This is a genomic window from Burkholderia sp. RF4-BP95 (genome assembly GCF_001521985.1).
GTDB classification, from domain to species: Bacteria; Pseudomonadota; Gammaproteobacteria; order Burkholderiales; family Burkholderiaceae; genus Burkholderia; species Burkholderia diffusa.
In genome coordinates this window covers 476,052-500,590 of sequence record NZ_LOSX01000018.1, presented here as the reverse complement: position 1 = coordinate 500,590, position 24,539 = coordinate 476,052, and the positions used below count along the sequence as shown (strand labels likewise).

The following is a 24,539-nucleotide window of genomic DNA, read 5'->3' as shown; positions in this document are numbered from 1 at the left end:
TCAGCCTCCGATCACGTGCCGTCGCACGAATACGGTCGCAAAACCCGCGACCATGAACACCGTCGTCGCGACGATCGATCGCGCCGCACCGCGCGACAGCCCGCAAACGCCGTGACCGCTCGTGCATCCGCCCGCATAGCGCGTTCCGATCCCGACCAGCAGGCCGGCCACCAGCAACTCGCCCCAGCCCGCATCGACCTGCGGTGCCGCGGCGACACCGGCGATACGCATCATCAGCGGCGCGGCAATCAGCCCGGCGACGAATGCGGCGCGCCAGTCGCGCTCGGCGGCACCGGCCGTGAACAAGCCGCCGACGATGCCGCTGATCCCGGCGATCCGCCCGTTGAACGCAACAAGCCACGCGGCCGCCAGCCCGATCAGCACACCGCCTGCCAGCGACAGCCACGGCGTGAAATGAAGCACATCAAGCTGCATGGCGGGTCCCCTTTGCGGCCGTGCCGCAGAACTGTTCGTACAGCACGCCCATCACCGCGATCACGGCCGGGCTGTCGAGCGAATAGTGGATGTTCTTGCCTTCACGGCGCGTTCGGACCAATGCGTTGTCCCGCAACACGCCGAGCTGCTGCGACAGCGTCGGCTGGCGGATATCCAGCCGTGCCTCGAGATCGCTCACGCAGCGTTCGCCCTGCGACAGCTCGCAGAGCAGCAGCAACCGGTCGGGATTGGACAGCACCTTGAGCAGCGCGCATGCCGATTCGGCGGCGGCGCGCATCTGGTCGGGCTCGGGCAGCCCGGTGGAAGGGTCGGCGTTCATGAGGGGGACGATAAACGATTAAGGAATCTACATTATATATATTCATATAATGCAGATTCCTGCTTTCGTTCGGTGCCGTCGGAAGGCGGCTCCATCGGCAATGGTCGCCCCTGCCTCCGCTACGCCTGCTCGCCGGCAATCGCCTCGGCCGCCACCGCGCGCTTCGCGCCGGCCCGCACCGCGCCAAGCACCAGCACCGCGCCCCCTGCAATTACGCACGGCGCCGCGACGAATGCGAACGCGGTCGACAACGGCAGTCCCATCGCGAGCATCGCGCCGCCCGCCATCGAGCCGACGACGGACCCGCCGCGGCCGATCCCGTTCGCCCAGCTCACGCCCGTGGTTCGGCATTCGGTCGGATAGAACGCGGCCGACAGCGCGTTCGCGCCGACCTGCGAGCCGGACACGCAGAAGCCGGCCGCGAACACGGCCAGTGCCGCGCCCGCCGGCGACGCGGCCAGCACCCCGATCGCCGCGACGAACACGCCCGCCGCCGCATAGCTGCACGCGAGCACGCGATGCGGATCGAACCGGTCCATCAGCCAGCCGAGCACGATCGCGCCGAGCGTGCCGCCGACCTGGAACATCGCGGTCACGCGCGCGGCCGTCTGCAGCGTCGCGCCGGTCGTGCGCAACAACGTCGGCAGCCAGCTCGACAGCAGGTAGATGACGAGCAGGCTCATGAAGAACGTCAGCCACAGCAGCAGCGTGCCGCGCAGCAGGTCGGCAGCGAACAGGCGGCCGAGCGGCGACCCGGCCGGCTTGCCGCGCGGCGCGACGAACGACGCGTGCGCGAAATCCGGGTCCGGTGCGATGCGCGCGAGCATCGCCGCGATCCGCTCGCGCGATGCGCCGGTGTTGACGAGGTAGCGCACCGATTCCGGCAGTCGCCACGCCAGCACCGGCAGGAGCAGCAGCGGCGCGGCACCGCCGACGACGAGCACCGCGCGCCAGCCGTCGCGTTCGATCAGCGACGCGGCCGCGAGCCCGCCGAGCGCCGAGCCGATCGTGAAGCCGCAGAACATCGTCGTGACGAGCAGCGAGCGCCGCCGCGCGGGGCAATACTCGGACGTCAGCGTGATCGCGTTCGGCATCGCGCCGCCGAGCCCGAGGCCCGTCACGAAGCGCCACGCGATCAGTTCGGTCAAGCCGCCCGCAGTCGCCGACGCCGCACTCGCGATGCCGAAGCACGCGACACAGGCGAGCAGCAAGCGCTTGCGGCCGAACCGGTCGCCGAACGGCCCGAACACGAGCGCGCCGGCCATCAGCCCGGCGAGCCCCGCGCCGAAGACCGGCGCGAGCTGCGCGGGCGACAGCCCCCATTCCGCGCGAATGACGGGAGCGATGAATCCGATCGATGCCGTGTCGAAACCGTCGATCGCGACGATCAGGAAGCACAGCACGACGATCGCGGCCTGAAACGGCGCAACGCGATGCCGGTCGATCCATGCGCTGACGTCGATGGACAGCGTATCGGCCATGATGATGTCTCCTCCATGAAGGCGGTCGCGCGCGATGTCGTTGGAACGCGCGCCGCCGGATCCGGGCTGAAGCGCGTCAGGCGACGGTCTTCAGGCAATCCTCCGCGCGCCAGCCGTGCAGCCAGTCGAGCGCGTCGTAGAACTGCGCCCGCGTGCGTCCGACCCACAGCGCGTTGCGCACCTGCCGCTCGACGCCCTTCGCGTGATAGATCCGCCCCATCTCGCGCGCCGAATACAGCACGCGCGCGGTGCGCGGAATCCGCACGCGTTCGTACAGCGCGAACGCAGCCTCGAAGTCACCGTCGGTCCGCGCGACGGCCGCGCCGAGCGTCACCGCATCCTCGAGCGCCTGGCACGCGCCCTGCGCGAGGTATTGCGTCATCGGATGGGCGGCGTCGCCGAGCACCGTCGCGCGGCCCGCGCTCCAGCGCTCGACCGGGTCGCGATCGGCGGTCGCCCAGCGCTTCCACGACGTCGGCCGGTCGAGCATCTGTTTCGGCAGCGGATGGATGCCGTCGAAGTACGACAGCACTTCCTCCTTGCTGCCGTCGCGCACGCCCCAGGTTTCCTGCTCGCGGCTGTGAAACGTGACGACGAGGTTGTATTGCCGTCCGCCGCGCAGCGGATAGTGGACGAGATGGCAATGCGGGCCGGCCCACACGACCGGCGCATTGATCTGCAGGTTCTTCGGCATGTTGTCGACGTCGACGACCGCGCGGTACACGACGTGCCCCGTCACGCGATGCGCATCGCCGATCAGCGCCTGCCGGATCGCCGACTTCACGCCGTCGCAGCCGATTACCGCGTCCGCGCGATAACGTTCGCCATGCTGATCGATCACGGTCACGCCGTTGCCGTCCTGCTCGAACCCGCACACTTGCGTGCTGGTCCGGAATTCGATCAGCGGATGATCCTTGACCGCCTCGTAGATCGACAGATGGATGTCCGCGCGATGGATCACCGCATACGGGTTGCCGAAGCGTTCGCGATATGCGGCGCCCGTATCGATGCACGCGACTTCCCGCGCATCGACCGCATCCATCAGCTGCAGCCGGTCGGTGAACACCGCGCGGCCGCGCGCGGCCTCGCCGACGCCCAGCGCGTCGAGCGCATTGAACGCGTTCGCGGCGAGCTGGATGCCCGCGCCGATCTCGCCGATTTGCGCGGCCTGTTCGAGCAGCTTCACGCGAATGCCCTGGCGCGCGAGCGCCAGCGCCGTCGCGAGCCCGCCGATGCCGCCGCCGATCACGAGTACGCGTCGGCCTGTATTGTTTGTCTCGCCCATGTCCGTCTCCTCCATCGTGTTACGCGACGTAGTCCGGTTGCCGCTGCGGCTGCGCCGCCTCGAACGCCGGCTCGCGTCGCGCGTGTTCATGAACCGCGAGGCTGCGCGGATATGCGCTCAGGTCGCAATCCATCCGCAGCGCGTTCGCGACCTGCGGCACGAGGCACACGTCGGCGAGCGTCGGCGCCTCGCCGAAACACCACGGGCCCGCGTCCGCGCGCGCGAGCAGGCGCTCGACGCCGGCCATGCCTTCCGCGATCCAGTGCCGGTACCACGCACTCTTCTGCTGCGGCGTGACCCGCAGTTCGCTGTCGAGGTAGCGCAGCACGCGCAGGTTGTTGACCGGATGGATGTCGCACGCGATCAGCGTCGCGAGTTCCAGCACGCGTGCGCGCTGCCGCGGTTCCAGCGGAATCAGCCGCGGCGCCGGATGAATCTGGTCGAGGTAATCGATGATCGCGAGCGACTGGCCGAGACGGAAATCGCCATCGACCAGCGCCGGCACCGACGCCGACGGATTCACCCGCGCGACGTAGCCGGCCTCGCGGTGTTCGCCCGTGCGGATGTTCACGGGCAGCGTGTCGAACGGCAGCCCTTTCAGCGCGAGCGCGATGCGTACCCGATAGGATGTCGAACTGTTGAAGAAGCTATGCAGTTGCACGATGTGACCTTTCGAGGAAATCGAGGAACGCGCGTCAGACCACGCGCACGGCCAGTTCGCCGAGACGCTCGACGCCGACCTTCATCACGTCGCCCTTGACCACCGCGCCGACACCTTCCGGCGTGCCGGTGAAGATCACGTCGCCGGGTTCGAGGCGGAAGTACTTCGACAGGTCGGCCACCGTTTCCGCGACCGACCAGATCAGGTGCGACACGTCGCTCTTCTGCTTCGTCGCGCCGTTGACGGTCAGCCACAGGCCGGCCTGCTCGACATGACCGACCTCGCTCGCCGGATGCACGGGGCCGATCGGCGCGGAACGGTCGAACGCCTTGCCGATTTCCCACGGCCGGCCCATCTCGCGCATCTTCATCTGCAAGTCGCGGCGCGTCATGTCGAGTCCGACGGCATAACCCCACACGTGCTCGAGCGCGCGCTCGAGCGGAATGTCGGAACCGCCCTTGCCGATCACCGCGACGAGTTCGGCTTCGTAGTGATAGTTCTGCGTCTGCGACGGATACGCCAGATCGAGCGTTTCGCTGTAGGCGACCGGCACGATCGAGTCGGCCGGCTTGCAGAAGAAGAACGGCGGTTCGCGATCGGGATCGAAGCCCATCTCGCGCGCATGGGCCGCGTAGTTGCGGCCGACGCAGTACACGCGACGAACCGCGAAGCGGGCGTCGCTGCCGGCGACGGGGAGCGCCACCGGCGCTTCGGGCGGGAAAACGTAAGTCATGAACGGCTCCAGCGTAGGCATGAAGGAAGGAACGCGCGCCGCGTCGGCGGCGCACTGGACGAATCGGGGAAATCGGGAAAATCGGGCCAACCGGCGGCGTCAGTCGCGCGCTTCGCGCAGCAGGTTCAGCGCGGACAGCACCGGCCGGTCGGAATAGCTGAACAGCACGCTGTCGGACGACGCCGACAGCCGGACCGGCGCCCACGACGGCGCGACGAAGATGTCATGCGGCTCGAATGCGAACGCGTCGCCGCCGATGTGCGCGGTGCCGCTGCCTTCGACGACGCAGTAGATCGTCGCGTCGGTGCTGCGATACGTGCGGCCGTCGAAGCCGGCCGGCAGGAACTGCATGAAGGTGGCGATCGTCGGCATCGGCCAGCCACCCGTCGCGGGATTCACGTAGCGCAGCTTCACGCCGTCCCACGCGTCGAGCTCGCCGTTGCGGTACAGCGCGTCGAGCGCCTCGCGGGTGCGTTCGTATGGATAGCTGAACACCGGCGACGTCGGATCGCTCGCGCGATGGCGCACCGGTACCATGTTGTGGCCGAAGCGCGCGAAGCTGTCGCCTTCCGCGCGGCTGACGGGCTGCTCGGCTTCCGGATAGTTCTCCGCGAAGCCCGCGTCGAGGTACCCGACGAGCGGGATGTCGAGCCCGTCGAGCCACACGACCGGCTCGCCGCCGTCTTCCGCCGACGGGTTGCCATGGTCGTGCCACGCCCACGACGGCGTGATGATGAAGTCGCCCGGATGCATCGTCGCGCGCTCGCCGTTCACCGCGGTCCACGCACCCTTGCCCTCGACGATGAAGCGCAATGCCGACTGCGTATGCCGATGGCTCGGCGCGATCTCGCCGGGCAGGATCAGTTGCAGGCCCGCGTACAGGCTCGGCGTCATGCTCGACTTGCCGGGCAGCCCCGGGTTCTCCAGCACCAGCACGCGGCGCACGGCTTCTTCCGCGCTGATCACGCCGCCGGCCTGCATCACCAGGTCGCGCACCTGCGCGTACTTCCAGATCGCGGCCTGCGCGGCCGGCTGCGGCGCTTTCGGCACGAGGTTGTGCAGCGACTCCCACAACGGCGCGAGGCGCTGTTCGGCGATCCGTGCGTAGTAGTCGGCGCGCGACGTGTCCGGGTGTCGGCTGGTCATGATGTCTCCTTGGGGCGGCCGATCGCGGTCGGCGCTGTGTCGGGTCGGGGACCGCGTGCTTCAGTCCGTTAGCGCATTTATATTCGACGCAGACATACCCGGTAAAATGGCGAAATCATCTAATCCATATTATTTCGGATATACCTTCCGACACGGAGCACGCGATGGACTGGACCTACCGGCTGCGATTGCGGCACCTCCAGGTGCTGCTGAGCCTGGCCAGCACAGGCAACCTGAGCCAGTCGGCGACGGCGCTGGCGACCACCCAGCCCGCGCTGTCGAAGTGGCTGAAGGAACTGGAAGAGGATGTCGGGCTGCCGCTGTTCGAGCGGCACGCGCGCGGCCTGCGGCCGACGGCCTACGGCGATGCGCTGATCGAGCACGCGCGCCGTGTGGAGGCGCAGCTCGACGTCGCTCGCGACGACATGGCCGCGCTGCGCGAAGGCGGCAGCGGCCTGGTCACGATCGGCACGTCGGGCGTCGCGGCGGCCGATACCGTGCCGCTCGCCGTGTCGCAGTTGCTGAAGCGGATGCCGCGCGCACAGGTGCGACTCACCGAGAGCACGATGAATCAGCTGATGCCGCAACTCGCGCGCGGCGAACTCGACATCGTCGTCGGCCGCTCGGGCTCCGCGTCTGTCGATCCGCACCTGCATGCCGAAGCGCTGTACGTCGATCCGGTGGTGTTCGTCGCGCGGCCCGATCATCCGCTCGTCGGCGCTGCCTCCGTCGGCTGGGACGAGGTGCTGGCCCACTCGTGGATCGTCTGGCCGTCAGGCACACCCGTGCACAATGCGCTGCAGGTCGCGTTGACGGCCGCCGGCCGCGTGCAGCCGCCGCATTGCGTCGAATCGAATTCGTCGATCCTGAACCTCACGCTGCTGAACAACACCGATCTGCTGGGCGTCGCCTCGCATCGTGCCGCGCGGCGCTTCGAGCAATTGAACGCGATCCGCATCCTGCCGATGCGGCTCGAGGGCCAGGGCGCGGTGTCGATGTACTGGCATCCGGACAGCGCGAATCGCGCGGCCGTGGCCGCCGCGATCGAGTGCCTGCGTGCCTGTGCGGCGCCGCAGGTGGGCGGATGGGAGAAAGTGAAGACGGAATGAACGGCAAGGCGGCCCGCTGCGAACCGGGCCGCCTCGCCCTGGCGCGTCAGGCGCCGTCGCAGGACGCCGTGTCGTCCAGCATCAGCGTGCCGACCCGCGCGGGCACGAGCGGCGTGCGCGGCGCCGGCGGCGTCCAGCCGAACAGCACCTGCGCGGCCGCACCGCACACGCGGCCCTGGCATGCCCCCATCCCGCAGCGCGTCTGCAGCTTCGCGGCCGTCCAGCCGGGCGCCGGCGCGACCGCGTCGAAGCGCACATCCTCACAACGGCACAGCAGCGTATCGGGCCGCGCGAGCCGGCGGATCGGCTCGCGGATCGCGAAGCGTTCGCGCACCGCGTCCGCGAATGCCTGCCAGCGCGCGCGCTGCGCAATCAGCCCGGCCAGCGGCGCCGTCTGCCCGGTGGCCGCGCAGCCGGCAATCTCGCCTTCGACCATCGCCAGTTCGCTGCCGCCGACACCCGTGCACTCGCCCGCCGCGAAACAGCCGTCGCGGCTCGTGCGCTGGTGCGCGTCGACCACGACCGCGCCGTTCTCGATCCGGCAGCCGAGATGGCTCGGCAGCACGGTGTTCGGCACGAGGCCGAAGCCGCATGCGAGCCGGTCGCAGTCGACCTCGAATTCACGCTCGCCCTGCCGGATCCGCACGCGTTCGAGCCGCTTGTCGCCGAACGCTTCGACGACGTGTGCGCCGGGCCGATAAGCCGCTGTGACGAGTTTCGCGGCCTGCGCGAGTTTCGACGGCCAGCGCCACAGCCCCGCGCCGAAACCGGCAACATCGCTCCACGCGGCCTGTTCGAGCACGTGCGACACTTGCGCGCCGGCCTGCCGGGCCGTCGCCGCGCTCGCGAGCAGCAGCGGGCCGCTGCCGGCGATCACGGTGCGCTGCCCGCGCACGTCGAGACCATACTTGATCAGCGCCTGCAGACCGCCCGCGCCGGTGACGCCCGGCAGCGTCCAGCCGGGAAACGGCAGCAGCAGCTCGCGCGCGCCGCAGCACACGATCAGCGTGCGGAATTCCAGCAGGAACCCGCGCTCGTCGTCCTCCAGCAGCAACGTGCCCGGCTGCGTCTCGGCGACGATGCGCGTGGCCGCCAGATGCGTGACGTTCGGCCGACGCAGCACGGCAAGGCGTTCCGCCGCGGCCGGCACCGGCGTCGCGGCCGCCGCCTGGCGCCAGATCTGCCCGCCCGCGCGCGGGTTGTCGTCGACGATCGCGATCGTCGCGCCGCTTCGTGCGGCGGCCCGCGCGGCCGACAATCCGGCCGGGCCCGCGCCGACGATGGCGACGTCGACGCTCAGTCGTTCCTGTTTCATCGCGTGCGCTCCACCCGCATCCCCTCGCGGCACAGCGTCTGGCAAGCCAGACGACGGCGGCCGTCGATCGTCATCCTGCACTCCTGGCAGATGCCCATACCGCAAAACGGCGCGCGCGCCGCACCCGTGCACGACACGCGCGTCGTGTCGTCGCCGCTCGCCGCGACGGCGGCCGCGACGGTCGCGCCGTCGGCCACCGTCAGCGCGCGGCCGTCCAGATGAATGATCATGTCAGCGCTCCGGCTACGGGGGACGTCGTCAGAAAACGTCCCGGCAAATACGGTTCGATGTCGATGGGCGGCCGTTCGCCGGTCATCAGCGCGGCGACGAGCCGCGCACTGCCCGGCGCGGTCGTCACGCCGAGCCCTTCGTGCCCGACCGCGAGCCATACGCCCGGCCGCGCCGGATGCTCGCCGAGCAGCGGCAGACCGTCGGGGCTCGCGGAACGGAAGCCCGTCCATGCGCGAATTCCGTTCAGGTCGGCCAGATCCGGCAGGTAGCCGGCCGCGCGGCGCAGCATGCGCGCGAGGACCGGCGGCTCGACGCGCGCGTCCTCGGTGTCGAACTGGCGCGACGAGCCGATCAGCAGCTGGCCGGTGGGCCGCGGCTGCACGTTGAACGCGACCGACGTGCCGTCGCTCGCGTGCGCGCTCGCCGCATAGCCGAGCTCGACGAGCTGGTGCGACACCTGGCCCGGGTAACGATCGGTGATCAGCAGGTGGCCCTTCTTCGGGCGCAATGGCAATTCAGGCAACAGCGTGCGCGCGGCGACGCCGTTCGCGACGACCACGCGCTCCGCACGCAGCGTGTCGCCGCTCGCGAGCGTCACGCTCGGACCGTCGACCGCCACCGCGCGATCGCGCCGCAACGTGATGCCCGGCGCGCGCTGCAACAGCCAGCTCGCGGCGACGGGCGCATAGAGAATCGCGTCGCCGGGGATCTTCAGCGCGCCGCCGAGGCCCGCGCGCAGCATCGGCTCCAGCCGCGCGAGCGTCGCCGCGTCGATCAGCTCGCCCGCCACGCCGTGCGCGGCGAGCGTCGCCTGCTTGGTGCGCGCGAGGTCCATTTCGTGCGCGTCGGCCGCGAGCCACAGCGTGCCGCAGTTGCGGTACGCGCAGCCGTCCGGCATCTCGCCGGCGAGCGCGCGCCACAATTCGATCGAGTAATGGCTCAGCGCGAGCTCCGCCGCGTTGTCGTCCATCGCGACGAGGTGCCCCATGCCGGCGCCGGTCGCGCCGCCGCTCGCGTCGTCGACGACGAGCACGCGCAGCCCGCGCTGCGCGAGTTCATGCGCGCACGCCGCGCCGACGATGCCGGCGCCGATCACGACGACGTCGGTCCGGGTCTCGCTCACGACACGATGCCCCAGCCGAACGGGTCGTCTTCCTCGATCAGCAGCGTCGCTTCCGCGCTCAGGTGCGCGCTGCCGCGAATCGTCGGCACGATGCCGCCGTCGGCCTGCGCGTAGCTCGCCTGGAACACGCTGCCGATCACGCTCGCCTGACGCCACACGACGCCCGGTTCGAGCTTGCCGTCGGCCGCGAGGCACGCGAGCTTCGCGCTCGTGCCGGTGCCGCACGGGGACCGGTCGTACGCATGGCCCGGGCACAGCACGAAGCTGCGACTGTCGTGCTCGGGATCGTCCGCGAACAGTTCGATATGGTCGATCTCGCCGCCGTTCGCGCCGGTGATGCCCGCGCGTTCGAGCCCGGCACGCACCGCGGACGCATAGGCGGTCAGCGCCGCCACGTTGTCGCCGGCCACGCGCTGGCCGTGATCGCTGATCAGGAAGAACCAGTTGCCGCCCCACGCGATGTCGCCCTTGACGGGGCCGTAACCGGGCACATCGACGTCGACGGCCTTCGCATGGCGGTACGCGAGCACGTTGCGCACGCTGACCGACAGGTCGTCGTGCAGCGTCGCCTCGACGGTGCCGACCGGCGTTTCGATCCGGTGCACGCCCGGCTCGATGCGGCCCATGTGATGCAGCGTGCGCACCACGCCGATCGTGCCATGGCCGCACATGCCGAGGTAACCGCTGTTGTTGAAGAAGATCACGCCGGCCGCCGCCTCCGGCGACACGGGTTCGCACAGCAGCGCGCCGACCAGCACGTCGCTGCCGCGCGGCTCGAGAATGCACGCGGTGCGATAGCGATCGTGCTCGCGCGCGAGCACGTCGCGGCGCTCGGCCATCGTGCCGTTGCCGAGCGAGGGAAAACCGGACACGACGAGCCGCGTGGGTTCGCCGCCCGTGTGCGAATCGATGATCTGGATGCGCTTCATCATGAGCCGTTCGAAGTGGGGAAAGGAGCATAGCTTCCTCCGTCGCGCGTCCGTCCGCTTGTGGCTTTTCGATGAGGACGGCGACGAAATCGGCATAGTGCGGAACGCGTTTCGCGGCCCTTGCGGCCACTGTGCCGATTTCGTCATTTTGCTCCGCGATACGGCTCAAGCGTGATGGGTGTTTGCACGGCGATACTGGTTGCACGTCGACGCGCCTGTCGTCGACCGATACGAAGCAGGAGATTGCAGTGAGCCGAAACGCCATCCAGCGGACCGGAGTTTTCCCCGCCCTCAGCCACCGGTTCGTACCGGACGCTTCCATCGCTTTCGACGCCGCGCACCGCGCCGAACGGAACCGCGCGAACCGCTGACCGGTTTCCCCCCGGCGGTGCGGCGGCCTCCCCCCGTCGCATCGCCACTTCCGTGTCCGGCATGGCCGGCACGGGCCCGTTCACCGCGGCGCCTGCCCGCGCCGCACTCGAGCGGGCCCCGGCCCTCGCGGTCGTTCGAACCGGTCGCACGCCGGCCGGCAGGTGTTGCGCCGCTGCTCCGTCGGAGCGCGGCGCAGGCCGCACCTGCCCCGATATTTCCCAGGAGACAAACCCATGCCAGGTCAAGGCAACACACACCCGTCCGTCCCGCTTTCCCGTTCCGTGCCCGCCGACGGCGGTCACGGCAAGTTCAAGAAGCAGCTGTCGCTGACCGACCTGACGTTCATCGGCCTCGGTGCGATCTTCGGTTCGGGGTGGCTGTTCGCCGCGAGTCACGTGTCGACGATCGCCGGCCCGGCCGGCATCTTCTCGTGGCTGCTCGGCGGCTTCGCGGTGCTGCTGCTCGGCATCGTCTACTGCGAGCTCGGCGCCGCGCTGCCGCGCGCGGGCGGCGTGGTCCGCTACCCGGTGTTCTCGCACGGCCCGTTGCTCGGCTACCTGATGGGCTTCATCACGCTGATCGCGTTCTCGAGCCTGATCGCGATCGAAGTGGTCGCCGCGCGCCAGTACGCGGCCGCATGGTTTCCCGGTCTCACCAAGGCCGGATCGAGCGACCCGACGACGATCGGCTGGCTCGTGCAGGCCGCGCTGCTGTGCTTCTTCTTTTACCTGAACTATTCGAGCGTGAAGACGTTCGCGAAGGCGAACAACATCATCAGCATCTTCAAGTTCATCGTGCCGCTGTCGGTGATCGCGGTGCTGTTCACGTTCTTCAAGCCCGCCAACCTCACCGCGCACGGTTTCGCGCCGTTCGGCATGCCGGGCATCGAGATGGCCGTGTCGGCCGGCGGCATCATCTTCGCGTACCTCGGCCTCACGCCGATCGTGTCGGTCGCGAGCGAAGTGCGCAATCCGCAGCGCACGATCCCGATCGCGCTGATCCTGTCGATCCTGCTGTCCACGCTGATTTACGTGCTGCTGCAGCTCGCGTTCATCGGCAGCATCCCGACCGACATGCTGGCCGCCGGCTGGCACGACGTCAGCAAGGCCTTCTCGCTGCCGTACCGCGACATCGCGCTCGCGCTCGGCGTGGGCTGGCTCGCGGTGATGGTGGTCGCCGACGCGATGATCTCGCCGAGCGGCTGCGGCAACATCTACATGAACGCGACGCCGCGCGTCGTCTACGGCTGGGCGAAGACGGGCACGTTCTTCAAGGTGTTCACGCGCGTCGACGAGGCATCGGGCATCCCGCGCGCGGGCCTGTGGCTCACGTTCGGCCTCGCGATCTTCTGGACCATGCCGTTCCCGTCGTGGGAAGCGCTGATCAACATCGTGTCGGCCGCGCTGGTGCTGAGCTATGCGGTCGCGCCCGTGTCGGTCGCCGCGCTGCGCCGCACCGCGCCCGACCTGCCGCGGCCGTTCCGCGCGGTGGCGTTCGGCATCACCGGCCCCGCGTCGTTCGTGATCGCCGCGCTGATCGTCTACTGGTCGGGCTGGGGCACGGTGTCCTGGCTGCTCGGCCTGCAGATCGTCATGTTCGTGATCTATCTCGCGTGCCGCCGCTGGGTGCCGACCGCGCACCTGAGCCTCGCCGAGCAGGTGCGTTCGTCCGCGTGGCTGATCGCGTTCTACTCGGCCATGATCGTGCTGTCCTACTTCGGCGGCTTCGGCGGCACGGGCCAGCTCGCGCATCCGTACGACACGGTCGTCGTCGCGGCCGTCGCGCTCGTCATCTACTACTGGGGCGCCAATACCGGCATCCGCTCCGACAAGCTGCAGCTCGACGACGACGAAGACTGACGCACCCGCTTTCCCCTTTTCACTCCGGCCGGGCGCACCACGCCCGGCCCCGCATTTTCCGAGGAAAACCCATGCAACTCACAGGTCAGCTCCTGATCGGCCAGTCGGCCATCGCCGGACAGAACGGCACCCTTCACGCGATCGCCGCCGCGACCGGCGAACCGCTCGAACCCGCATTCGGCGGCGCGAGCCTGCACGACCTGGAGACGGCCTGCGCGCTCGCCGACGAAGCCTTCGACACGTATCGCGAGACGAGCCCCGAGCAACGTGCGGCGTTTCTCGATGCGATCGGCCGCAACATCCTGGCGCTCGGCGACGACCTGATCGAGCGCTGCGTCACCGAAACGGGCCTGCCGCGCGCACGCATCGAAGGCGAACGCGGCCGCACGGTCGGCCAGCTCGCGCTGTTCGCGTCGCTCGTGCGCGACGGCGGTTACGTCGATGCGCGCATCGATCCGGCCCGCCCGGACCGCAAGCCGCTGCCGCGCGTCGACCTGCGCCTGCGCAACGTCGCGATCGGGCCGGTCGCCGTATTCGGCGCGTCGAACTTCCCGCTCGCGTTCTCGGTCGCGGGCGGCGATACCGCGTCGGCACTCGCCGCCGGCTGCCCGGTGATCGTCAAGGCGCACTCCGCGCATCCGGGCACGTCCGAGCTCGTCGGCCGCGCGATCCAGCAGGCCGTGCGCGAGTGCGGGCTGCCGGCCGGCGTGTTCTCGCTGCTGTTCGACGCGTCGCGCGAAATCGGCCAGGCGCTCGTCGCCGATCCGCGCATCAAGGCCGTCGGCTTCACCGGCTCGCGCCGCGGCGGCGTCGCGCTGATGAACATCGCGGCCGCGCGCCACGAGCCGATTCCGGTCTATGCGGAAATGAGCTCGATCAACCCGGTGCTGCTGTTCCCGGCCGCGCTCGACGCGCGCCACGACGCGATCGCGCCGCAGTTCGTCGCATCGCTCGCCCTCGGCGCCGGCCAGTTCTGCACCAACCCGGGCCTCGTGCTCGCCGTCGACGGCCCCGCGCTGCGCGCGTTCGAAGCCGCGGCGGCCACCGCCGTGCAGGCGACCGCCGCGCAGACGATGCTGACGCCGCACATCCACGCGAGCTATGCGCAAGGCGTGGCCACCCTGCGCGCGCACGACGCGGTCGAACTGCTGGCGCAAGGCGTGGAAGGCGGTCGCTTCCAGGCGCGCGCGGCGCTGTTCGCGACCTCGGCGGATGCATTCATCGCCCATCCCGAACTGCGTGACGAAGTGTTCGGTCCGGCATCGCTGATCGTGCGCTGCCCGGATGCCGACACGCTGCACCGCGTGCTGAAGTCGCTCGAAGGCCAATTGACGATCGCCGCGCATCTTGCCGACGGCGACGCCGCGCTGTTCGCCGCGCTGCGCCCGACGCTCGAGCGCAAGGCCGGCCGTATTCTCGTCAACGGCTTCGGCACGGGCGTCGAGGTCGGTCATGCGATGGTGCACGGCGGTCCGTTCCCGGCCACGTCCGACACGCGCACGACGTCGGTCGGCGCACGCGCGATCGAGCGTTTCCTGCGCCCCGTGTCGTACCAGGACGTGCCGGACGCGCTGCTGCCCGACGCCATCCGCAACAGCAACCCGCTGAATGTGCCGCAACGCATCGACGGCGTGCCGGCGTCCCGGGAAGCGCGCGATGTCTGAGCCGCTCGCCGAAGTCGTCCTGTCGCTCGATGAGGTCCATGCGCTCGCGCTGCGGGTGCTGACGCACCACGGGCTGTCCGATGCGCACGCGCGGGCGATCGCGGGTGTGATCACGCAGGGCCAGCGCGACGAGTGCCACTCGCACGGCGTGTATCGGCTGCTCGTGTGCGTGCGCTCGCTGAAGAAGGGCAAGGTCGACCCGCAAGCCGTGCCGACGCTGCGCCGGCTGTCGTCGTCGATCGTCGCGGTCGACGCCCATCGCGGCTTCTCGCTGCTGAGCTTCGAGACCGGCCTGCCGGTGCTCGTCGAGATGGCGAAGCAGCACGGGATCGCCGCGATGGCGATCAACCACTGCTACCACTTTTCGGCGCTGTGGCCCGAGGTCGAGGCGATCGCCGCCGAAGGGCTGGTCGGCATCGCGATGAACCCGAGCCACAGCTGGGTCGCGCCGGAAGGCGGCCGCGAGCCGGTGTTCGGCACGAACCCGATCGCGTTCGCGTGGCCGCGCCCGGACGGCGTGCCGTTCGTGTTCGATTTCGCGACGAGCGCGATCGCGCGCGGCGACATCGAGCTGCACGCGAAACAGGGCAAGGCGATCCCGCCGCACTGGGCGATCGACGCCGACGGCCAGCCGACCACCGATCCGAAGGCCGCGCTGCAGGGCGCGATGCGCACGTTCGGCGGGCACAAGGGCTCGGCGCTCGCGGCGATGGTCGAACTGCTCGGCGGCGCGCTGATCGGCGACATGACGAGCCAGGAGTCGATGGACTTCGACGAAGGTGTCGGCGCGACGCCGTGCCACGGCGAGCTCGTGATCGCATTCGACCCGAAGGTGTTCCTCGGCGACGATCTCGACGCGGGCCTCGCGCGCGCCGAGCGGATGTTCGCGTCGATCACCGGGCAAGGCGCGCGGCTGCCGTCGCAGCGGCGCTTCGACGCCCGCGCGCGCAGCATCGCGCACGGCGTGCGGATTCCGAAGGCGCTGTACGACGAAATCCTGACGCTGCTCGACTGACGCGCGATCGCCAGGCGCGGCTTCATCGCCGGCAGGACGGGCGATGAAGCCGCCGTCCGGTTCGACCGGCGTGTCCCGCGCCCGCATCCAGGCGTCCAATCCGGCGCCCGCTCGCCCGCGCCCGCGGGCGGCCGCATGCCCGGCGGCTGTGGGATAATCGACGGGTTTGCCCAGGGCGCAGCTCAAGAGGTTGTTCGCACGGGCGCGCGAGAGGCCTCCATTCCCGTGCCTCCACCCTTTTTCGCGATAATTCTTCAGCCATCACCATGCCCACATACCGTTCCAAAACCTCCACCGCCGGCCGCAACATGGCAGGTGCGCGCTCGCTGTGGCGCGCCACCGGCATGAAAGACGACGATTTCTCGAAGCCGATCATCGCGGTCGTCAACTCGTTCACGCAGTTCGTGCCCGGGCACGTGCACCTGAAGGATCTCGGCCAGCTCGTCGCGCGCGAGATCGAGGCCGCCGGCGGCGTCGCGAAGGAATTCAACACGATCGCGGTCGACGACGGCATCGCGATGGGCCATGACGGCATGCTCTATTCGCTGCCGAGCCGCGACATCATCGCCGACTCGGTGGAGTACATGGTGAACGCGCACTGCGCGGACGCGATGGTGTGCATCTCGAACTGCGACAAGATCACGCCGGGGATGCTGATGGCCGCGATGCGCCTCAACATTCCGGTGATCTTCGTGTCGGGCGGCCCGATGGAAGCCGGCAAGACGCGCCTCGCGAACCCGCTCACCAAGACCGTCGAACTGAAGAAGCTCGACCTCGTCGACGCGATGGTGATCGCGGCCGACCAGTCGTATTCGGATGCCGACGTCGCCGAAGTCGAGCGCTCGGCCTGCCCGACCTGCGGTTCGTGCTCGGGCATGTTCACCGCGAACTCGATGAACTGCCTGACCGAGGCGCTCGGCCTGTCGCTGCCCGGCAACGGCACGGTCGTCGCGACGCACGCGGATCGCGAGCAGCTGTTCAAGCGCGCCGGCCGCCGCATCGTCGAGCTGACCCGCCAGCACTACGAGCAGGACGACATGCGCGTGCTGCCGCGCTCGGTCGGCTTCAAGGCGTTCGAGAACGCGATGACGCTCGACATCGCGATGGGCGGTTCGACCAACACGATCCTGCACCTGCTGGCGATCGCGCAGGAAGCCGGCATCGACTTCACGATGAAGGACATCGATCGCCTGTCGCGCATCGTGCCGCAGCTGTGCAAGGTCGCGCCGAACACGAACAAGTACCACATCGAGGACGTGCACCGCGCGGGCGGCATCATGGCGATCCTCGGCGAGCTCGACCGCGCCGGCAAGCTGCACACCGACGTGCCGACCGTGCACGCGCCGACGCTGAAGGATGCGCTCGACCAGTGGGACATCGTCCGCACGGACGACGAAGCGGTCCGCACGTTCTACCTGGCCGGCCCGGCCGGGATCCCGACGCAGGTCGCGTTCAGCCAGGACACGCGCTGGCCGAGCCTCGACCTCGACCGCGCCGAAGGCTGCATCCGCTCGTACGAGCATGCATTCTCGAAGGAAGGCGGCCTGGCCGTGCTGACCGGCAACATCGCGCTCGACGGCTGCGTGGTGAAGACGGCCGGCGTCGACGAAAGCATCCTCGTGTTCGAGGGTTCGGCGCACGTGACCGAATCGCAGGACGAAGCGGTCGAGAACATCCTGAACGACAAGGTCAAGGCCGGCGACGTGGTGATCGTGCGCTACGAAGGCCCGAAGGGCGGCCCCGGCATGCAGGAAATGCTGTACCCGACGAGCTACATCAAGTCGAAGGGCCTCGGCAAGGCATGCGCGCTGCTGACGGACGGCCGCTTCTCGGGCGGCACGTCGGGCCTGTCGATCGGTCACTGCTCGCCGGAAGCGGCAGCGGGCGGCGCAATCGGCCTCGTGCGCGACGGCGACCGGATCCGCATCGACATCCCGAATCGCACGATCGACGTGCTGGTGTCGGATGAGGAACTCGCGCGTCGCCGCGAAGAGCAGAACGCGAAGGGCTGGAAGCCGGCGCAACCGCGCCCGCGCAAGGTGTCCGCGGCGCTGAAGGCCTATGCGAAGCTGGTGATGTCGGCCGACAAGGGCGCCGTGCGCGACCTGTCGCTGCTCGACGACTGACACCGGGCGACGGGCCGCGCGAACGGCCCGCCTGCGTGATTCGGAAGCCGCTCCTCGGAGCGGCTTTTTTTCGTCCGGCGCCGGCCCGAAGCCGCGGCACCGGCGCCGTCAGCCGATCAATGACGGAACTCGTCGGTGCCCCATCCGCCTCCACCGCCGCCGTGGTTCCCACCACCGCGGTTCCCGCCGGTGTTTCCACCGCCTTGCGGCCGTGCGCCGTAACCGCCGCCGCCCTGATACGTCGGCGGCGCCATCATCCGGGCCGCGCCACCGCTCGGTGCGGGCGGCTGCGCCGGCGGCTGCGGCTGCGGCTGCGGCTGCGGCTGACGGGCGCCGGGCATCGGCGCAGGCGCGGGTGCGGCCTGTTGTGGCGCCGGCGCGCGGTTCGGGCCGTTCCAGCCACCGCGCGTCGCCGACGGCCGTGCATCATGCCGCTCGGGCGCCCCACCGCCCGGCGCGCGCTGATTCGGGCCGCCCGGCTGCGGGTGTCCGTAAGCGGGCGGCATCCCGCCGGGGCCGATGCGCGGCTCGGCACGACGCTCCCAGCGGTCGCGATCGTGAAACCACGGCCTATGGCGGTAGTAGCGGTCCCAGTACGCGCCGATCGCGAAGCCGGTCACCGGCACGCCGATGATCGCGCCGTATTCGAGCAACGGCACGTAATTGCCTTGATACGGATAGTCGAGCTGCTCCGCGTCGATCCAGCCGCGCACGCCCGGCAGCGCGACGTCGCACCACGAGTAGTCGCTCAGGCAGCCGAACACGTCCAGCGCGGTGCCGGGCGGAACCTGCGCGACGACCGGATAATCGGGCGCCGGCCCCGCATAGATTTCGGCCGGCGAGTTCGTGTAGGCGCTGCTTTGCGCGTCGGCGATGCCCGGCACCGCGGCAATGCCGAACAGGACGACGCACAAACTTCGGATGATCGTGTTGCTCATGATGCTCTCCCGCGCGGTGCCACCGCGCGTCGGTCAGTGTCGATGCCCCCCGCCCCCATGCCCGCCGCCCCAGTGACCGCCGCCCCATGGACGGTGCCAGTATCCGCCCCGGTAGCCGCCGCCCCAATGCCCCCAGAAACCGAGGCCGATCGTGACGGGCGGCCCATACCAGCCCGGGTAGTACGCGGGATAGTAGGCAGGGTAAGGCACATAGGCCGGCGCGACATATACCGGGGCCGGTACGTAAGCGTAATCGTCTGCCGGCGGCGGCACCGCGGGCGTCGACGGCGCGACCGGTGCGGCGGTTGCCGGTGCCACCGGGATCTCTCGCTGCGACACCGTGGCAGGCACGGGTGCGTAATACGGCGCATAGCCGTATGGGCCGGTGTAATAACAGCCGCTCAGCGCGAACATGGCCAGCGCCATGACGGCAGGCCGCGCGGCGGGAATCGGGTTCATTCGAGGCTCCGCAGGGAATCGGTGCGTCGCCGCGTGGCGCGCGCCTGACTCTAGCTTACGTCCCCCGCATATTTCTGCGGGTTTGATCCGTTACTTTTTGTTTCGCGGCAACAAGAACGGGGCGCGACCGCGCGGGCATGCCGCATGCGCGCGCGTCAGCCACGCCGGCGTTGAAGTTGGCGCAAATGCCCTCAAGTTGAATATCGAATCAGGCTGGCCGGCGCGGACGGGTGTTCGCGGCCCCCGGGGGCCTGAAACCCGCGGACTTCGGCCCGCCCAGACAGGAGCGCGGCTCGCGCCGCCATCGACATGACTACGCCACGCCCCACGCTTCGGGCGGACACGCCCCTCGATCCGATCATCCAGCTGCTGGCGCTCGCCGGCGAACAGGGTTATCTGACGCACGCCGACCTCGTCGACGCGCTGCCGCCGGAAAGCGACAGCCCCGACGCGCTGGACGTCGTGCGCGCCGCGCTCGCGGACATCGGCATCGCCGTGCTCGACGAGCCCGTCGCGCCGGCGCCGTTCACGGGCGCGGCACCGGTCGACGTCGATCGCGACGCCCTCGACGAGGGCCGCGCGCTGCTTGGCGATCTCGCGCGCGGCACCGGCGCATCGACCGATCCGCTCGCCCTCTACATGCGGCGCATCCATGCGGTGCCGCTGCTCAAGCGCGAGGACGAAATCGTGCTTGCCCGCGAGATCGAAACGGGCCGCCATCAGATCCTGCACGCGCTCGCCGGCTGTCCGGCGGCCGTCGAGGCGCTGCTCGCGCGCCATGCCGCAACGCGTGCAACCGCCGCGGCCACCGACGAAGGCGACGACGGCGATGACGCACCGGCGCCTGCGCGCTACGACACGCTTCAAGGCGCGGTTGCGGCCGTGCGCGACGCATTGCACGCGCAGGGCTGCCGCTCGGCCGAGTATCGCGACGCGCGCAACCGCCTGGCCGCGCTGCTCGGTTCGCTCGCATGGGTTGCACCGGCCGTCGACGAAGCGAGCCGCGTCGTGCGCGCGCTCGCCACTTCCCCGGTCGAAGCCGGAGCGGACGCCACCGCGGGCGCCGATGCCGCGTGCTTCGATCCGGTCGCGCGGCGCGCGCTCGGCGCCGCGCTGAGCGACGGCCAGCAAAAAGTGCGCGACGGTACGCGCGCGATGCTCGAGGCGAACCTGCGCCTCGTGCTGTCGATCGCGCGCAAGTACATGAACCGCGGTGTCGACCTGCCCGATCTCGTGCAGGACGGCTGCCTCGGCCTGATGCGCGCGATCGAGAAGTTCGAATACCGGCGCGGCTTCAAGTTCTCGACCTACGCGACCTGGTGGATCCGGCAGGCGGTCGCGCGCGCGGTGGCCGACCGCTCGCGCACGATCCGCGTGCCCGTGCACGTCGGCGACCAGTACCAGCGCGTGCAGCGCCATGCGCTGCGCTTTCGCCAGCGCACGGGCCGCCGCGCGACGCCGGCCGAACTCGCGGCCGAGACCGGGCTCGCCGAGGACAAGCTGCGCGCCGTGCTCGCGCTGCCTGCCGAGCCGCTGTCGCTCGACACGCCGCTGCCCGACGCGGATACCGGCCTCGTCGACCTGCTCGAGGACCAGGCATCGGCGAGCCCGTTCGAGCGTCTGGCCGACACGCGCATGCGCGAATGCGTGACGTCGCTGCTGCGCTCGGTCACGCCGGCCGAGGCCGACGTGCTGCGCCGGCGGTTCGGCCTCGGCGGCGCCGAGCCCGACACCTACGATGCGATCGCGCAGGACGCAGGAATGTCGCGCGAACGCGTGCGGCAGATCGAGAAGCGCGCGCTCGCCACGCTGCGCATGGCCGCGGAGGCCGAGGGCGCGCAGTCGTTCCTCGACGCGTAACGGGTCGCGCGCTCGTGCTGCACGCCGGCACGAACGCGCGCGGGACCGGTCCCGCCCGTGCAACGTTTGCCGTTGACGCACATCAATTTTTGCTCGTCGCTTGCCGTGACAATGTGCTGAAATAAGAGGTGGGCCGGGGCGTTGCGCGCCGTGTCCATTCCGTTTGCACATCTCCGGGCTCCGCACATGCAAACGACCATCGGCCAAACACACGAGGAAAACCGGCAGATCGCGGCCTGCCTGCGCGAGGCCGCGCAGTTGCTTGCCGACCAGGGCGCGAATCCTTATCGGGTTGCCGCCTACCGGGCATCGGCCGATACGATCGAGTCGCTCGAAGACGGTATCCGCAAGCGGTTCGACGCGGGCGGCGTCGATGCGCTCGACGCACTGCCGGAAGTCGGCACCGGCGTCGCAGAGGCGATCGCCGAACTGCTGGTGACCGGACGCTGGCGGCTGCTCGACCGGCTGCGCGGCGACGCGGAGCGCGCGTCCGCATTCGAAGCCGTGCCGGGCATCGGCCACGCGCTCGCGCTGCGGATTCACGACCAATTGCACATCGATACGCTCGAGGATCTCGAACGCGCGGCCCGTAGCGGCCAGCTCGAAGCGATTCCGGGCGTCGGCCCGCGGCGCGCGGCCGGCATCCGCGCGGCGCTCGACGACGTGCTGAGCCGGCGCCGGCGCTGGCAAGGCCACGCGCGCGACGCCAGCCTCGGCACCGAGCCGCCCGTCGAACTGCTGCTGTACATCGACCGCCTGTACCGCAACAAGGCCGCCGCCGGCATCCTGCCCACGCTCGTGTCGCGCCGGCTGAACGCTGACGTGAGCATTCAGCCGCCCGTGATGCACATGACGAAAGGCGGCTGGCATTTCACCGCGCTGTGCCCGTATCCCGTGCGCCCGCAAGAGTCGGGGCGCACCGCGGACTGGGTCGCGCTCTACTTCTATGATGCGTTGCAATGCGAGAACCAGCGGACCGTCGTCACCGAAACGCTCGGGTCGCTCGTCGGCAAGCGCATCGTGCGCGGACGCGAGATGGAATGCCGCGTGTATTACGCGGGATGAGGCGCTCGGCACGCCAGCCGTGGCGGTACGGCCGCCTCGTGACGCGCTCGAGCGGCCACGCTCCGGCAAACCGGACCGCCTGACCGCTTACGCGCCTTCCGTCTTCGTGCGGCGCGCCGGATGCCGATGCGCCGCGATGCGCAGCAGCTTGCGGAACGACGGACACTCGAGATGACTCGGCGCCGGGCAGACGGCCGCGTGCCGCAACGCGTCGCGCACCGCGCCGAGACGGCGGATCGTACGGTCGAGCTCGTCGGCCTTGTCGTCGAGCTTCGCGCGATCGATCGCGGGCCGGCCGTCCGCGCCGAACATCGCGAGGATGTCGTCCAGCGAAAAGCCGGCCTCACGGCCGAGCGCGATCAGCGCAAGACGCTCCAGCACCGACTCGTCGTACTGGCGCCGCAGCCCGTGACGGCCGTTCGCCACGATCAATCCCTTTTCCTCGTAGTAGCGCAGCGTCGACGCGGGCAGGCCCGAGCGGCGCGCGACTTCGGCGATGTCCAGACGGCTCATGCTCGATCTCAAGTGAACTTGAAGTCGCAAGATAGCCGCTCGACTCCTTCGATACAAGCCTGGACCGCCATGAACCGCCGGCGCCGGGTCGTCGGGCGCCGCGCACCGCGTTCATTCGCCGCCGCTGTCGATCAGGTTGTGGCGCACGCGCCCGAGCAGACGCACGAGCGTGTCGCGCTCGTCGCGCGTGAAACCGCGCAACCCGTCGTCGGTGACCGTGTCGCCCACCTCCAGCATCTGCGGAAAGATGGTCAGGCCTTCATCGTCCCGGTGCGCACGTAGCGCTCGTGCCACGACAGCGCCTCTGCGAGCAGGTGCGGCGTGTGCTTGCCGAAGCTCTCGCGCGACGCGCGCTCGAAGTAGTCGTCGAGCATCGGCCGGTAGTCGGGATGCGCGCAGGTCGCGATGATCTTGCGCGCACGCTGCTTCGGCGACAGGCCGCGCAGGTCGGCGAGCCCCTGCTCGGTGACGACCACCGCGACGTCGTGCTCGGTATGGTCGACGTGGCTCGCCATCGGCACGATCCGCGAGATCGCGCCGCCCTTCGCGGTGCTGGCCGACATGAAGCACGACAGGTAGCCGTTGCGCGCGAAGTCGCCCGAGCCGCCGATGCCGTTCTGGATCTTCGTGCCCATCACGTGCGTCGAGTTCACGTTGCCGTAGATGTCGGCCTCGATCATCCCGTTCATCGCGATGCAGCCGAGGCGGCGCACGAGTTCCGGGTGGTTGCTGATCTCCTGCGGACGCAGCAGGATCTTTTCGCGGAAAATCGCGATCTCGTCGGCGAAACGCTGCACGGCGGCCGGGCTCAGCGACAGCGCCGTGGCCGACGCGAAGCTCAGCGTGCCGTCGTCGAGCAGGTCGAGCATGCCGTCCTGGATCACTTCGGTGTAAGCAGTCAGGTTCGAGAAGCCGGCCGAGCTCAGTTCCGCGAGCACCGCGTTCGTGATGTTGCCGACGCCCGACTGCAGCGGCAGCAGGTTTTCCGGCAGGCGGCCGCGCTTCACTTCATGGCGCAGGAAGTCGATCAGTTGCAGCGCGATCTGCTTCGACGTGGCGTCCGGCGCGGAAAACGCGTTGCTGCGATCCGGCGCGTCGGTCTCGACGATCGCGACGATCTTCTCCGCCGGGCAGCGCAGGTACGGCTCGCCGATCCGGTCGTCGCTTTTCGTCAGCGGAATCGGCTTGCGGTGCGGCGGCAGCGCGGTGCCGTAATAGACGTCGTGCATCCCGTCGAGACCGAGCGGCTGGCGCGCATTGACTTCGAGGATCACGTGCTTCGCCTGCTCGAGCCACGTCTTGTTGTTGCCGATCGACGCGGACGGAATCAGCAGCCCGTCCTCGCGGATGCCCGCGACTTCGACGATCGCGACGTCGAGCTCGCCATACAGCCCGAACCATGCGTATTGCGCGACGTGGCTCAGGTGGACGTCCTGGTAGTCGACTTCACCGGCGTTGATCTTGTCGCGCAGCGTCGGGTCGGACTGGTACGGCAGGCGCATCGAGATGCCATCGGTGCGGGCGAGCGCGCCGTCGAGTTCCGGCGCGGTCGACGCGCCCGTCAGCACGTTGATCCGGAAGTCCTCGCCGCGCGCGTGGGCCGCGTCGATGTGGGCGGCGAGCGCGGCGGGCACGGCCTTCGGATAGCCGGATCCGGTGAAGCCGCTCATGGCGACGGTCATGCCGGGGCGGATCAGCGCGGCGGCTTCGTCGGCGGTGCGGACGAGCGAACGCAGGGCGGGAGCGAGGATGCGTGAAGAAGACATGGCTGTATATCTGACGCTTTGGTCTGTCGTTGACGTCGCGGGGGGTGTCTCCTGAGCGACGCGAAGCCCTTGGGGCCGCGAGGGGCGGCCCGGCACCACGGGCACGGTCGGAGT

The 24,539-nt window shown here is 69.7% G+C and carries 22 protein-coding genes and 1 pseudogene; 7 read left to right on the top strand and 16 right to left on the bottom strand.

Going from position 1 to position 24,539, the window contains the following annotated elements:
• The 7 genes from WS46_RS06930 to gtdA all read right to left on the bottom strand — a co-directional run bounded on the left by WS46_RS06930 (position 1) and on the right by gtdA (position 6,081).
• Entirely contained in the window at positions 1-435 is a 435-nt protein-coding gene (locus tag WS46_RS06930; RefSeq protein ID WP_059689908.1) for a YeeE/YedE family protein, read from the bottom strand.
• Positions 425-775 (bottom strand): helix-turn-helix transcriptional regulator, encoded by a 351-nt coding sequence (locus WS46_RS06925; RefSeq protein WP_059525037.1) that lies wholly within the window; start codon positions 773-775, stop codon positions 425-427. Before WS46_RS06925 ends, WS46_RS06930 begins: the two co-directional genes overlap by 11 nt.
• A gap of 119 nt (positions 776-894) precedes the next feature.
• The gene (locus WS46_RS06920; protein ID WP_059689907.1) at positions 895-2,256 is read right to left on the bottom strand and encodes an aromatic acid/H+ symport family MFS transporter; all 1,362 of its coding nucleotides are present in this window, start codon (positions 2,254-2,256) and stop codon (positions 895-897) included.
• A gap of 76 nt (positions 2,257-2,332) precedes the next feature.
• On the bottom strand, positions 2,333-3,541 hold the full coding sequence (locus tag WS46_RS06915) for a 3-hydroxybenzoate 6-monooxygenase (RefSeq protein WP_059689906.1): 1,209 nt from the start codon (positions 3,539-3,541) through the stop codon (positions 2,333-2,335).
• Positions 3,542-3,560: 19 nt separating this feature from the next.
• Positions 3,561-4,202 carry a maleylacetoacetate isomerase gene (gene maiA / locus WS46_RS06910; RefSeq protein WP_059689905.1) on the bottom strand — a complete coding sequence of 214 codons (642 nt, stop codon included), beginning with the start codon at positions 4,200-4,202 and terminating at the stop codon, positions 3,561-3,563.
• A gap of 34 nt (positions 4,203-4,236) precedes the next feature.
• Entirely contained in the window at positions 4,237-4,935 is a 699-nt protein-coding gene (locus tag WS46_RS06905; RefSeq protein ID WP_059689904.1) for a fumarylacetoacetate hydrolase family protein, read from the bottom strand.
• A 99-nt stretch (positions 4,936-5,034) separates the two neighbouring features.
• Positions 5,035-6,081: a gentisate 1,2-dioxygenase gene (gene gtdA / locus WS46_RS06900; RefSeq protein WP_059689903.1), complete on the bottom strand. Its 1,047-nt coding sequence runs from the start codon at positions 6,079-6,081 to the stop codon at positions 5,035-5,037.
• Between the two features lie 164 nt (positions 6,082-6,245).
• Here gtdA and WS46_RS06895 point away from each other — a divergent pair, with 164 nt between their 5' ends.
• Positions 6,246-7,190 carry a LysR substrate-binding domain-containing protein gene (locus WS46_RS06895; RefSeq protein ID WP_059689902.1) on the top strand — a complete coding sequence of 315 codons (945 nt, stop codon included), beginning with the start codon at positions 6,246-6,248 and terminating at the stop codon, positions 7,188-7,190.
• A 46-nt stretch (positions 7,191-7,236) separates the two neighbouring features.
• Here the strand turns inward: WS46_RS06895 and WS46_RS06890 are convergent, their stop codons facing one another.
• The 4 genes from WS46_RS06890 to WS46_RS06875 are packed head-to-tail and all read right to left on the bottom strand — an operon-like array spanning position 7,237 to position 10,788.
• On the bottom strand, positions 7,237-8,505 hold the full coding sequence (locus tag WS46_RS06890) for an FAD/NAD(P)-binding oxidoreductase (RefSeq protein ID WP_059689901.1): 1,269 nt from the start codon (positions 8,503-8,505) through the stop codon (positions 7,237-7,239).
• Positions 8,502-8,735, bottom strand: a complete 234-nt coding sequence (locus tag WS46_RS06885) for a 2Fe-2S iron-sulfur cluster-binding protein (protein ID WP_059689900.1) — start codon at positions 8,733-8,735, stop codon at positions 8,502-8,504. The genes WS46_RS06890 and WS46_RS06885 overlap by 4 nt, the downstream gene beginning before the upstream one ends.
• A complete protein-coding gene (locus WS46_RS06880) occupies positions 8,732-9,859 on the bottom strand; it encodes an FAD-binding oxidoreductase (protein ID WP_059689899.1) in 1,128 nt (375 codons plus the stop codon). The genes WS46_RS06885 and WS46_RS06880 overlap by 4 nt, the downstream gene beginning before the upstream one ends.
• Positions 9,856-10,788: a 4-hydroxyproline epimerase gene (locus WS46_RS06875; RefSeq protein ID WP_059689898.1), complete on the bottom strand. Its 933-nt coding sequence runs from the start codon at positions 10,786-10,788 to the stop codon at positions 9,856-9,858. The genes WS46_RS06880 and WS46_RS06875 overlap by 4 nt, the downstream gene beginning before the upstream one ends.
• Positions 10,789-11,393: 605 nt before the next feature.
• Between WS46_RS06875 and WS46_RS06865 the strand changes: the two genes are divergently transcribed.
• The 4 genes from WS46_RS06865 (at position 11,394) to ilvD (ending at position 17,824) form a co-directional block, all read left to right on the top strand.
• Positions 11,394-13,019, top strand: a complete 1,626-nt coding sequence (locus WS46_RS06865) for an APC family permease (RefSeq protein ID WP_059689897.1) — start codon at positions 11,394-11,396, stop codon at positions 13,017-13,019.
• Positions 13,020-13,090: 71 nt separating this feature from the next.
• Positions 13,091-14,683, top strand: a complete 1,593-nt coding sequence (locus tag WS46_RS06860) for an aldehyde dehydrogenase (NADP(+)) (RefSeq protein ID WP_059689896.1) — start codon at positions 13,091-13,093, stop codon at positions 14,681-14,683.
• Complete coding sequence (locus WS46_RS06855) at positions 14,676-15,698, top strand: Ldh family oxidoreductase (protein ID WP_059690205.1); 1,023 nt, start codon at positions 14,676-14,678, stop codon at positions 15,696-15,698. The genes WS46_RS06860 and WS46_RS06855 overlap by 8 nt, the downstream gene beginning before the upstream one ends.
• 266 nt (positions 15,699-15,964) lie before the next feature.
• Positions 15,965-17,824 (top strand): dihydroxy-acid dehydratase, encoded by a 1,860-nt coding sequence (gene ilvD / locus WS46_RS06850; RefSeq protein WP_059689895.1) that lies wholly within the window; start codon positions 15,965-15,967, stop codon positions 17,822-17,824.
• 116 nt (positions 17,825-17,940) lie between these two features.
• On the opposite strand, the gene WS46_RS06845 is transcribed toward ilvD, so the two are convergent.
• Both WS46_RS06845 and WS46_RS06840 read right to left on the bottom strand, forming a co-directional pair.
• Positions 17,941-18,762 (bottom strand): SH3 domain-containing protein, encoded by an 822-nt coding sequence (locus WS46_RS06845; protein ID WP_059689894.1) that lies wholly within the window; start codon positions 18,760-18,762, stop codon positions 17,941-17,943.
• A 33-nt stretch (positions 18,763-18,795) separates the two neighbouring features.
• Entirely contained in the window at positions 18,796-19,221 is a 426-nt protein-coding gene (locus WS46_RS06840) for a hypothetical protein (protein WP_059689893.1), read from the bottom strand.
• 309 nt (positions 19,222-19,530) lie between these two features.
• Here WS46_RS06840 and WS46_RS06835 point away from each other — a divergent pair, with 309 nt between their 5' ends.
• Together WS46_RS06835 and WS46_RS06830 are read left to right on the top strand one after the other, a co-directional pair.
• Positions 19,531-21,081: a sigma-70 family RNA polymerase sigma factor gene (locus WS46_RS06835; protein WP_059689892.1), complete on the top strand. Its 1,551-nt coding sequence runs from the start codon at positions 19,531-19,533 to the stop codon at positions 21,079-21,081.
• Between the two features lie 186 nt (positions 21,082-21,267).
• Positions 21,268-22,146: a helix-hairpin-helix domain-containing protein gene (locus WS46_RS06830; protein WP_059689891.1), complete on the top strand. Its 879-nt coding sequence runs from the start codon at positions 21,268-21,270 to the stop codon at positions 22,144-22,146.
• A gap of 87 nt (positions 22,147-22,233) precedes the next feature.
• Here WS46_RS06830 and WS46_RS06825 read toward each other — a convergent pair whose 3' ends face one another.
• The 3 genes and pseudogenes from WS46_RS06825 to WS46_RS06815 form a co-directional block, all read right to left on the bottom strand.
• A complete protein-coding gene (locus WS46_RS06825; protein WP_059689890.1) occupies positions 22,234-22,659 on the bottom strand; it encodes a helix-turn-helix domain-containing protein in 426 nt (141 codons plus the stop codon).
• Positions 22,660-22,770: 111 nt separating this feature from the next.
• Positions 22,771-22,914 (bottom strand): annotated as a pseudogene (locus tag WS46_RS06820) (MarR family transcriptional regulator); the annotation flags it as partial.
• Complete coding sequence (locus WS46_RS06815; protein ID WP_059689889.1) at positions 22,911-24,425, bottom strand: acetyl-CoA hydrolase/transferase family protein; 1,515 nt, start codon at positions 24,423-24,425, stop codon at positions 22,911-22,913. The pseudogene WS46_RS06820 and the gene WS46_RS06815, both read right to left, overlap by 4 nt.
• Between the last annotated feature and the right edge of the window lie 114 nt (positions 24,426-24,539).